We start from the raw sequence: 10,372 nt of genomic DNA, 5'->3' as shown, positions 1-10,372 counted from the left end.
CCTTCGACCGATCCGTTCCAGCCGCTCGGGGCCGATAACCCCCCACAACAGCCGGGTCATCGGCCCCGAGCGGCTGGAACGGATCGGTCGAAGGTGTGTTGGTCATGGCGCATCATCCCCTGTTGACGGCAGTTGAGCCTCTGCTCGGGCCGCGAAGTCAATCAGGGAGCGTATCCATATCCGGGGCCCCGGTCCGACGGACTCGGCAACGGTTCGGCCGCAGAACGCCGTTCGGGGATGCCCCGGCCGTCAGCGGGCCGGCCCCTCGGGGTGAGGACCCGCGGGCCCGACACGATCCGAACAAGAGGCTCTGGGGCGTGTCCGTGACGTCTCGTCCGGCACGCGCCCGGAGGGCGGCACGCGCCCGGAGGGCGGACGACGCTACTTCGCGGACACTCCCCAGGAGGCCGGCCCGCGCGTGACGGCCCAGGAAGCGGCGGCCACGCCGCCCGCGACGGCGAAGACGGCGGGCCAGGCGCCGACCTTCTTGGCGAGCGGGTGCGATCCGGCGAAGGCGGCGACGTAGGCGACGGTCAGCCCGGCGGCGGCACGGGGCCCGGCCTGGCGGTTCCACTCGTACGCCGCGAGGGACCCGGCGGCGGCGAGCGCGACGCCGCCGAGCGGCCGCTTCCTCGTCCACCGGGCGACGCCGTAGCCTCCGACGAGCCCGCCCGCCGCCACTGCCGCTGCCGGAATCTTCACCATCGCCGCCACCATCGCTTCCTGTGGGCCGTCTATATACCTGTGGTTGGGCTCTCCGCCCGAGGCTAGCGTTCGGGGTGACGGTGCGGCCGGGCGGGCCTGACCGGGGGATACGGGGAAGGTGTCGGGTGGGAGTGGTCACGACGACGGTGACGGTCGAGGACGGCGAAGCGGCGGGCGGAACCGGTCCCGTACGCCTCTCCTGCACCGACCACGGAGGCGAGGGCCCGCCCCTCCTCCTGCTGCACGGCCTGGCCGGTCATTCCGGCGAGTGGGAGGCGCTGGCGGCCCGGTTCGCGTCCACGCACCGGGTGATCGCCTTCGACGCCCGGGGCAGCGGGGCGAGCACCCGCCGCCCCGGGGACGTGACGCGGGCGGCGCACGTACGCGATGTCCTCGCGGTCGCGCACCGGTTCGGACTGGCGGGGGAGGACACGGTGCTGGCCGGCCAGTCGATGGGCGGCCTCACCGCGCTGCTGACGGCGGCGGCCCACCCGGAGGTGTGCCGCGCGTTGGTCCTGATCGAGGCGGGCCCGGCGGGGCCGAGCCCTCGACTGCCGCGACAGATCGGTGACTGGCTCGACTCGTGGCCGGTTCCGTTCCCGGACGCGGAGGCGGCCGAGGCGTTCTTCGGCGGCGGGCCCGCGGGCCGGGCCTGGGCGGCGGGGCTCGTGCCGGGCCCCGGCGGGCTGCACCCCCGGGTCGACCGGGACGTGATGGTCGCCACCGTCCAGGAGAACGCGCACCGGCACTACTGGGACGACTGGGACGAGGTGCGCTGCCCGGTGCTCGTGGTGCGGGGCGAGAATGGCTCGATGAAGCCGGACGAGGCGGACCGGATGCGGGCCCGGCACCCCGGAACGCGGATCGGCGTGATTCCGGGAGCCGGCCACGACGCCCACCTGGACAACTCGGCTGCGCTGTATGGGGAGATGGCGGCCTTTCTCGCGTAACTGCTCCTGGCCGATAGGGCAGTTGGACGCGCGAGGGCGGGCCGCGGTGCCATGGGCGTGCCGGGTAGGGTCTGGACCCTTCGCACGAGGGGGGTCTCATGCTGTTCCGTAACGCTGCCCGCACCACCACCGGTACGAGTGGCCATGCCGGCGATCGCCATCCGGTCCGAACCGCTGCGCCTTCAGGGGTACTTGCCGTGGTCGTGGCCGCAGCGCAACTCACCGGCTCGCCGGGTCACACCGGGCAGCCAGTCCCGCCGGTCGCCTCCGACCGGCGGGAGCCGCCGCCCCGCCGGAACACGAGAACGTGCGCCATCCGTCCCGCCCGGCCGGCCCCCCGGCCGCTCTCTACGTGCGCCGGGGTCCCTGTCACGTGAGTGAGTGAGTGAGTGAGTGAGGGAAGCGTGGACCTGTACGAAGTGCTCGGTCTGCTCGCCGCCGCGACCGCGGCGGGCTGGGTGGACGCGGTGGTCGGCGGTGGCGGGGTGCTGCTCATCCCGGTACTGCTGCTGGCCTTTCCCACGTACTCGCCCGCGGTGGCGCTCGGCACGAACAAGATCGCGGCGGTCATGGGCACCGCGACCGCCGCGTACATGTACCAGCGGCGCACCGAACTGGACCGCTCGGTCCTGCTGCCGGCAGCAGGACTGGCGGTCCCCTTCGGCGCGTTGGGGGCGCTGTCCGCGTCGAGCGTTCCCACGAGCTACTTCCGGCCCGTCATCATGGGACTGCTCATCACGGTGGCGCTCTTCGTGGCCTTCCGGCCCGGCTTCGGGGTCCAGCAGCGGAATATCGTCGTCACCCCGCGCCGCCGCAACGCCGCGATCCTCGTCGCGGGCGTCGGCATCGGCTTCTACGACGGGGTCTTCGGGCCCGGCGTCGGCACCTTCCTGATCATTTCCTTCACCACGCTCCTCGCGACCCGGTTCCTGGAGAGCGCGGCCATGGCGAAGGTGATCAACGCCTCCTCCAATCTGGGAGCCCTCGCGGTCTTCGCCTGGCAGGGGAACGTCCTGTGGGCCCTCGGCCTGGGTATGGCGGTGGGCAACATCGTCGGCGCGATGATCGGGTCGCGCACCGCGATGAAGAGGGGATCCGGATTCGTCCGGGTCGTGCTGGTGCTCGTGGTCACCGGCATGGTGGCCAAGATGGGATTCGACCAGTTCGCCTGACGGCTGCTGACGGCTGCTGACGGCTGCTGACGGCTGCCGACGGGTCCGGGCGGGTCCGGGCGGGTTCTGACGGACCCGGATGGACCCTGACGGGCTTGCCGGCACACCCGGTCGGCCCGCCCTCTCCCCCCGTCCCGCCCGGGTGCGGCTCACTCGCAGCCGACACCGTCCCCGTCCCGGTCCAAGTGCCGCCCGTAGCCGGGGTCCCCGGTCCGGATGGGTGCGGCGCCCGCGTTCCGTACGGCGGTGCAGTTCGCGTAGGAGACGCTGCCGCCACCACCCCCACCACTCGTACCGCTGCCGCCGGAGGCCGAGGCGGACGAGGAGGACTCGCCCCACGGCTCGCACCCCACGCCGTCGCCGTCGCGGTCCAGGTGGGGTGCGTAGCCGGGATCGCCCTCCTCGACGGGAGCGGCTCCGGCGGCGAGTGCGGCGTCGCAGTTCTTGTAGTAAGCGGGTGCCGGGTCCGTCGCCTCCGGGGCGGGGTTCGCGTCATTCGAGGCGGGAGTCGGAGTCGTTTCGGGGGCGGCCGCGGTGACGGTGATGCGGACGACGGCGGTGGCGGCGGGGACCTCGGTGCCCTTCACGAGCACCTCGTACGTGAGCTTGTCCTCGCCGGCGTACCCGTCCCCGGCGGTGTACGTGACCGTGGTCCCGGACACCGATGCGGAACCGTGGGCGGGCTCGGTGTCGATGCTCAGGGTCAGTTCGGCGGGGTCGTAGGTGTGGAGCAGTGCGGCCCGGTCCCCGTTCTCCAGGGTGACGGAGTCGTTGTCGAGGACGTCCACGTCCAGGCTGTTGCCCGCGTCCATGCTCTGCTCGTCGTCCATGAGGGCCAGCGCCCGGTCCACGGAGGCCGAAGAGCCCACCGACGCGGCGGCCTTCCCGCCCTGGTCGTCCGTGTTGCCGTCGTCGCCTCCGCACCCCGTAAGGATCAGTGCGAGCGCGCCCGCTCCGGCCGATATCCGTATGCGGAGGATCCCGCGCCTGGGCCGCCGTGACTGCTTCCTCGTCTGCATGTGTTGCCCCCAAGGCCGAACTCTGTGCTGTGGAGCAGCCGATGTTCGCAGCGCGCCCGGGCGTACATCAGGGGCATGTCGGAAGCGAAGCGGAATTGTGATGAGAGCGTGTACAAAGAGTGTAGAGGGGGCCGGAGGGTGGGGCCGCGAGGTTCAGGAGCGAAGGGATGACGGGCAAGGGCGATGGGCAAGGGTGACGGGAGCGGGCGGAGCCGACCACGCACCCCGGTCCTTCACGGAAAGCCACTACGGTGTCCCGTATGAAGGACCGCCCCACCGATATCGACGAAACCGCCCTGGCCGCCGCACTCGGAGCCTGGGGCATCGAACCCGTCATGCTCACCCACGCCCCGGTCGGCTTCGGCGACCACCACTGGGTCGCGGCCGACGCGGAAGGCCGGCGGACCTTCGTCACGGTCGCCGATCTCGCGCACAAGCCGCACTGCGGACAGGGTGCGGCCGAGGCGTGGACAGGCCTGAGCCGCGCCATGAACACGGCGGCGACGCTCGAATCCGCCCTCGGTGAACCGGCGTTGGTGGCACCGCTGCGCTCCGGCGGTGGCGAGACGCTGCTCCGCCTGACCGGCCGGTACGCCGTGAGCGTCTTCCCGTACGTGGACGCGCCCACCGGACACTTCGGCCAGGTGCTGGACCCCGGGGCACGACGGCTGCTGGTAGAACGCTTGGCCCAACTGCACACCACCAGGCCTCCGTTGACGACCCCGGTCCATGATCCGGCGCTGCCGGGCCGCGCGGCGATCGGAGCGGCGCTGGCCGATCCGCAGCGCTTCCGCGACGATGTGGGCCCGTACGCGCAACGCTGCCAAGCCCTGCTCACCACCAACTACGCGGTGTTGCAAGCAACGTTGGACCATTTCGACAACGGCACGGCAAGGCTCACGGCCGACGCGTCGGCCTCTCCCGTCGCCGCCACCGTGGTCACCCACGGCGAACCCCACCCCGGCAACGTCCTGGACCCCGGAGGCCGTACCCTCCTGGTCGACTGGGACACCGTCGCCCTCGCACCGCCGGAGCGCGACCTCTGGCTCGCCACCGACGCCCCGGAGGACCTGTCCCGCTACGCCGAACTCACCGGCCACCGCCCGGACCCGGAGCTGCTCGCGTACTACGAACTCCGTTGGGCCCTGGACGACATGGCCGCCGCGCTCGACATCTTCGGCACACGGCACCCGGACACTGCCGACACCCGGCAGGCGTGGGAGGGCTTGGTCGGCGCGGTGACCGCGCTGGCGGACGGCCGGCGCTAGTGCTGTGACCGGGATGGTTCACCGTGGTCGGGAGACGGCTCACGGGACGAGCGCGGTCCGCGAGGCGACTGGTATTACTGGTGCATGCAGGAAGAAACCGCGCAGTCCGCGATCGACACGTTCATCTCAGCGTTCAACGCCTCGGACGACAGCTATGTGACTGCGCTGCTCTCCCAGGCCCTGACCTCGGACGTGGTCTTCTGGGGACCGTTGGGCCGCAGTGAGGGGATCGAGGCGGTCGAGCGGTTCGTGCTGGACATCCGGCGCCACCCCGCGGGGACCGGCACGATGGTGCGCTGTTCGGCGGTGGACATGCCGGACGAGTGGGCCCGGTACCAGTGGGTCTTCACGACGCCGGATGGAGGCCCCCGCCTGGCGGGAACGGACGTCGTCCATCTGCGTCGGAGCCTCATCGACCAGGTCATCGTCTTCGCGGGGGAGATCGAGCCGTCCGCCTCCTGAGTCGTTCTCCTCTGGCGCCGTCCTTCTCCTGAACCGGCCCCGTTCGGGGCTTCGGGTCTGCCCAGCCGAGATCATCTTCACAACGCTTCGGTCGTCCGCGCTTGGCCACGAGCGGCCCCATGATGCGCTGCGGCTGTGCAAGTTCGCGGTCGGTCAGGCTGCGGTGTTGAGGGGGCGCCCGCCCCAACGGATGCCGTTCTCCCTTCGTATGCGGGCGCGTTCCTTGCGTTCGCAGGGTCCAGGACGTGCTCGATCCGGTCCAGCTTCGGCTCGCGGTCGGGGGTCGGCCTCCCGCCCACCGAGGGTCCAGGCAGGCCAGGCCGATCTCGTTGAACCGGTGGATCACATCGCGCACGGTGTCCTCGTCGGCCGCCACCAGCTGGGCGATCACCGGCACCCGATTCCCGTCGGCCGAGGCCGGCAGCATCATCGCGCGCCGACAGCGCACCGCGTTGGTGCTGCCCCGGCGCACGATCTGCTGCAGCCGCTGCCCCTCCTGGTCGGTCAGTCTGCGCACACGGACAGGCTCGGCCACCGCGCCTCCAGCGGTCGGATCGGACGTCACCGCACATCCAACGGCCACGACGACCACCCGGCGAACCTATGCGGTCAGAGCACTAGCCGGCCCGGGCCGGGGGCGAACGGGTCACGGCGGCCGGGGCGTCGGCGTCCGCTGATAGCTTCCTGCGATGAGCGAGCAACTGCCGAGCGGCGGCACCGAACTGTCACCCGACGAGATCGAGGCCCTCGACGCCCGGTGGTCGTCCAGTTGGACTCCGGACGAGGTCGCGCAGCGGCTGGACGGGGTCGGCGTGCCCTGGTGTGTGGCGGCGGGCTGGGCGCTGGACCTGTTCCGGGGCGGACAGACGCGCGATCACGGGGACATCGAGATCGCGATTCCGGAGGCAGGCTTTCCCGAGGTCCGCAGCCGCTTTCCCGGATACGTCTTCGACGCGGCGGGCAGCGGCCGGATCTGGGAGGACGCCCCGCCGGAGACACTGGCCGCCGTTCACCAGACATGGCTCCGCGATCCGGCCACCGGCGACTACCTGCTCGACGTGTTCCGGGAACCGCACGACGGCGACACCTGGATCTGTCGGCGGGACCGGGGGATCCGGCTCCCGTACCGCGAGATCGTCCACCACACCCAGGACGGCATCCCGTATCTGGCGCCGGAACTCGTGCTCCTGTTCAAGGCCAAGCACGCCCGCCCGAAAGATCAGAGGGACTTCGACGCGACCGCCCCGCACCTGACCCGGGCGCAGCGCGCGACCCTGGCGGAGCTGCTCGCCCGCGTACACCCGGGGCACGCCTGGCTCGCGGCTCTGTAGCAGGGGGCGAGTGCCGCAACAGCGCACACGGGTGGTCCGGTTGTGAACCGGGTGGTGAGTGGGGGCGCACTTCTCGCGGACGTCGTTGCAGGTCGAAACCGTGCGATAACGTGACGGCGACATCACGCTCTGTGCGCGCACATAGGCGGGCACAGGGCGGCCCCCGGAGGTGCGTCAACACCCACCCGAGGGCCTAACACCCCCGGTGGAAAGAGCCCACTAGAAATGCTGCGTCATGTTATCGCGCCCTCTTCGGGCTGGACCAAAGCCCCGCACACGGTCGTGCGCGACCGGCGGATGAACAGCGATGCGAAGATCCTCCTCCTGTACGTCCAGGGCCTCCCCGACTCGGCCACGGACCGCCCGCTCGGCGAGCTGGCACGGAAGCTGGAGATGAAGGGCCGCCCGTACCAACTGGCCAAGAAGCAACTGATGGAGCACGGTTACGTCCACGAGTGGAGGACCCAGGCCGAGGGCGGACGCTGGGCGACGGACCAGCTGTTCACGAACACGCCGCTGACGAGCGCCGAGGCCAGGATCGTACGGGCGACGCTGGAGCCGGACGGCGGACGCTCGCCGGGAGTGACGGCCGTCGCTGCGCCACCGCCGCCGGGTAAGCGGTGTCCGACGGTCGGCGGACCGACTTCCCGGACGGCCGGTGGCTATGAACCGGAGGAAGACCACAGTGATCAGACCACTCCCCACCCACCCTCCGAAGCGGAACGACGGGAGCGACGGCGACCGACGCCGACGCCGGAGCCGAGGCCGGAACTGACAGGCGACCCGACACGGGACCCGACATCGGAACCGGAACCGGAACTGACAGGCGACCCGACACCGCAACCGAGGCCGGGACCGGAACCGGCACGGGAGCCGACACCGGAAGCGCCACGGAAACCCCAACCCGCTGGGGCCGATTCCACCCCGGCATCGAACACCTCCCCGGCACCCCACTCCGCTTCCCAACTGGCCAAGGCGGAACGGCTGCTGCTGTCCCTGCGCCACACACACCGCGACCTGTTGCTGGGCGTGGGGGAGGCGCGCGGGCTGGCGGTGGAGGCGGTGAAGTGGCTGGAGGGAGGCTTGTCGGAAGGGGATGTGCGGCACGCGCTCCTGGTCGCCAGGCCCGAGGAAGGGGTGCGCTCGGCGGTGGGCTTCCTCCGTCACCGCCTGATCCAGAAATGCCCGGTGCCCCCGCTGCCGGCTCCGCCGCCCCCACCGCCCGTGCGGGAGCTGATCGCCTGCGCGGGCGAGGGGGAGGAGCACGTCTTCCGCCCGCTGGGCGACGAGACGCTGTGCGTGGACTGCCGCAGGGCGGCGGCGTACGCGAGCTGGATGGTCGACACGGACACGTACGACTTCCCCGAGGACATGACCTGGAGGCAACGCGTCGAGGCGGTACGGAAGGCGGACGAGCTCCGAGCCGCGCACTCAGCCCAGGACGACGCGGGCGACGACGGGCAGATGGTCGCTGCCGGTGGCGGGCAGGGTGCGGATGTGGCCGACGGTGGCGGAGCGGGCCATGACCTGATCGATCCGGGCCAGCGGGAGGGAGGCGGGGAAGCTGAAGGCGAAGCCCCGCTCGGCCACGTTCAGGCGTGAGGTGAGAGGGGCCAGCCCCCGGTCCTCCACGGCCCCGTTGAGATCCCCGAGCAGAATCACCGTGTCGACGCTCTCGGCGGCGATGGCGTGCCCGAGCAACTCGGCACTCGCGTCTCTCCGTTCGGACGCGAGCCCACCCGCCCCGATCCGGACGGAGGGCAGGTGGGCGACGTACGCCGCGACGTCCCCGTACGGCGAATCGACGACGGCACGGACGCCCCGGCTCCACCCTTCCGCGATGCCCGGGGGCCTGATGTCGACGCCCCGCTCCCCGCTGAGCGGGTACTTGGACCAGAGCCCGACGGTGCCCCGGACGACATGATGCGGGTAGTCGGCGGCGAGAGCGTTCTCGTACGCGGACAGCTGCGGAACCACCAGCTCCTCCAGCGCGACGAGATCACCCCCGGCCTCGATCAGCGCCCGTGCGGTCGCCGCCGGATCACGGTTCTCGTCGCTGACGTTGTGCTGCACGACGACGAGCTCCCGCCCACCGCTTTCCGCACCGGGCAGGAGCAACCCGCCGAAGAGATGCACCCAGACACCCACGGGCAGCAGCACCGCCACCAGGGCGACGGCGGACCGCCGCACCAGGGCGAGGACCAGCAATAGAACGACGATCACGCCGACCCACGGCAGAAAGGACTCCAGCAGACTCCCGACCCGCCCGACGGCATTGGGCACACCCCGGTGAGAAGCCATCACCCCGGCCACCACCACGGCAAGCACGGCGAGGACGCGTCCCCGCGCCCCACTCCACCGAGCCGAGAACTCTCCTGCCTCTCCCGTCACCGAGGTCGTTCCCTTGTCCACCTGCTGATGTGCCACGACATCCCATCCTGCTCGGCCTCGTTCCCTAGGACGGGCTGCCGGGCGAATCAGTTCTGAGGCAAGGCTGTCAGGTGGTGTACTCCTTCTCCGAAACGGCGGTCCGGTACAAGAACTGGGCGAAGTCGTTCACGTCAAGACCGGCCAAGTGCTCGATGAGGGCCTTCCTGACGTCCCGCACCTGCGCGGCCAACCGCGGCCCCGTGATGTCACCGGGAAGGACGACGCGCCGGAAAGCGTCCTTCTCGATCGCGCGGTCGACGAGCTTTTCCGCGATCCAGAGCGGCGTGCGCTCCCGGATCGCGAACGTCAGGTGGATGCTGCGGGCCCGCGCGTCGAGCGTATGAGGGTGGTGCACCCACCCTCTCGGCAGGACCAGGGACTGACCCGGCCGGAGATCGACCTCCAGATCGGGGCCCGCGGCCTCCCACTGCGGAATGAAGTCGGGGTCCCAGACGCGGAAGGATTCCTGGTACGCACGCATCGGGGAGGGAAACATCGGTCTCCAGAGCTGCCACCGCTTGATGCCCGTGATCTGCACGATGACGGCCATCTGCTGGTCCCAGTGGTGGAGCAGGCCCTGACGGCCGGGTGGGGTCACGAAGGCGTGCAGGTAGTTGCTGTAGCCGGTCTCCTGCTGAATGCCGCGGGAGACGTCCGCCAGGAAGGGGACGACCCGCTGGAGGTTGCCGAGCCGGATCGTGTGGCCGTCCTCGTAGAGGCCCCGCAGCTTCGCCGGGTCGGTCCGGCCCGCCGTGCGGTGGCGGTCGGGGTGCAACACCGTGCCGTCACTCACGACGGCGATCTCGTCGGCGGGCACGCACCCGGTGTCCAGGTAGTGATCGATGCTCTGCGGGTTGATCACGCGGTCGAGCTCGCCGGCCTCGCGTTCGTACACGCATGGCTTGTCCGGCCAGGAGGTCAGGAGCGCTGTCACGCCCGGTTCGGGCAGTAAGAGATTGAGTGACACGGATGGCTTCCTCGCTTCACGTCACCGAAGGGGTACGGAGGTCAGGCGGGCGGGAGGGGGCACGGAAG

9 protein-coding genes and 1 pseudogene are annotated in these 10,372 nt (G+C 71.1%); 5 read left to right on the top strand and 5 right to left on the bottom strand.

Annotation, left to right across the window (positions count from 1 at the left end; genetic code table 11):
- Positions 1 to 381: 381 nt before the first annotated feature.
- Positions 382 to 705, bottom strand: coding sequence for a hypothetical protein (locus tag HET64_RS31375; protein ID WP_215110535.1), 324 nt, complete (start codon positions 703 to 705; stop codon positions 382 to 384).
- A gap of 125 nt (positions 706 to 830) precedes the next feature.
- On the opposite strand from HET64_RS31375, the gene HET64_RS31370 reads away from it, so the two are divergent.
- Both HET64_RS31370 and HET64_RS31365 read left to right on the top strand, forming a co-directional pair.
- The gene (locus HET64_RS31370; protein WP_215110534.1) at positions 831 to 1,655 is read left to right on the top strand and encodes an alpha/beta fold hydrolase; all 825 of its coding nucleotides are present in this window, start codon (positions 831 to 833) and stop codon (positions 1,653 to 1,655) included.
- 404 nt (positions 1,656 to 2,059) lie between these two features.
- Positions 2,060 to 2,827, top strand: coding sequence for a TSUP family transporter (locus tag HET64_RS31365; protein ID WP_215110533.1), 768 nt, complete (start codon positions 2,060 to 2,062; stop codon positions 2,825 to 2,827).
- Positions 2,828 to 2,976: 149 nt separating this feature from the next.
- On the opposite strand, the gene HET64_RS31360 is transcribed toward HET64_RS31365, so the two are convergent.
- Entirely contained in the window at positions 2,977 to 3,846 is an 870-nt protein-coding gene (locus HET64_RS31360) for an excalibur calcium-binding domain-containing protein (protein WP_215110532.1), read from the bottom strand.
- A gap of 260 nt (positions 3,847 to 4,106) precedes the next feature.
- Here HET64_RS31360 and HET64_RS31355 point away from each other — a divergent pair, with 260 nt between their 5' ends.
- Together HET64_RS31355 and HET64_RS31350 are read left to right on the top strand one after the other, a co-directional pair.
- Entirely contained in the window at positions 4,107 to 5,114 is a 1,008-nt protein-coding gene (locus tag HET64_RS31355) for a phosphotransferase family protein (protein WP_215110531.1), read from the top strand.
- Between the two features lie 84 nt (positions 5,115 to 5,198).
- Positions 5,199 to 5,576, top strand: coding sequence for a nuclear transport factor 2 family protein (locus tag HET64_RS31350; RefSeq protein WP_215110530.1), 378 nt, complete (start codon positions 5,199 to 5,201; stop codon positions 5,574 to 5,576).
- 196 nt (positions 5,577 to 5,772) lie between these two features.
- Here HET64_RS31350 and HET64_RS31345 read toward each other — a convergent pair.
- A pseudogene (locus HET64_RS31345) lies at positions 5,773 to 6,111 on the bottom strand (helix-turn-helix domain-containing protein); the annotation flags it as partial.
- A gap of 154 nt (positions 6,112 to 6,265) precedes the next feature.
- Between HET64_RS31345 and HET64_RS31340 the strand changes: the two are divergent.
- Positions 6,266 to 6,907 carry a nucleotidyltransferase domain-containing protein gene (locus HET64_RS31340; RefSeq protein ID WP_215110529.1) on the top strand — a complete coding sequence of 214 codons (642 nt, stop codon included), beginning with the start codon at positions 6,266 to 6,268 and terminating at the stop codon, positions 6,905 to 6,907.
- A gap of 1,431 nt (positions 6,908 to 8,338) precedes the next feature.
- On the opposite strand, the gene HET64_RS31335 is transcribed toward HET64_RS31340, so the two are convergent.
- Positions 8,339 to 9,208 (bottom strand): endonuclease/exonuclease/phosphatase family protein, encoded by an 870-nt coding sequence (locus HET64_RS31335; protein WP_374105592.1) that lies wholly within the window; start codon positions 9,206 to 9,208, stop codon positions 8,339 to 8,341.
- Positions 9,209 to 9,404: 196 nt separating this feature from the next.
- On the bottom strand, positions 9,405 to 10,304 hold the full coding sequence (locus HET64_RS31330; RefSeq protein ID WP_308370410.1) for a JmjC domain-containing protein: 900 nt from the start codon (positions 10,302 to 10,304) through the stop codon (positions 9,405 to 9,407).
- Positions 10,305 to 10,372 lie beyond the last annotated feature (68 nt).

The organism is Streptomyces sp. McG3 (assembly GCF_018619185.1).
Taxonomy (GTDB): Bacteria; Actinomycetota; Actinomycetes; order Streptomycetales; family Streptomycetaceae; genus Streptomyces.
The sequence above is the reverse complement of the archived record's forward strand: the minus strand, read 5'-3'. Positions and strand labels throughout refer to the sequence as shown.

What these genes read in the sequence shown, in the direction of transcription:
- HET64_RS31375 (WP_215110535.1), bottom strand. Translation starts at nt 705, where the DNA reads ATGGTGAAGATTCCGGCAGCGGCAGTGGCGGCGGGCGGGCTCGTCGGA.
- HET64_RS31360 (WP_215110532.1), bottom strand. Translation starts at nt 3,846, where the DNA reads ATGCAGACGAGGAAGCAGTCACGGCGGCCCAGGCGCGGGATCCTCCGC.
- HET64_RS31355 (WP_215110531.1), top strand. Translation starts at nt 4,107, where the DNA reads ATGAAGGACCGCCCCACCGATATCGACGAAACCGCCCTGGCCGCCGCA.
- HET64_RS31350 (WP_215110530.1), top strand. Translation starts at nt 5,199, where the DNA reads ATGCAGGAAGAAACCGCGCAGTCCGCGATCGACACGTTCATCTCAGCG.
- HET64_RS31340 (WP_215110529.1), top strand. Translation starts at nt 6,266, where the DNA reads ATGAGCGAGCAACTGCCGAGCGGCGGCACCGAACTGTCACCCGACGAG.
- HET64_RS31335 (WP_374105592.1), bottom strand. Translation starts at nt 9,208, where the DNA reads ATGGCTTCTCACCGGGGTGTGCCCAATGCCGTCGGGCGGGTCGGGAGT.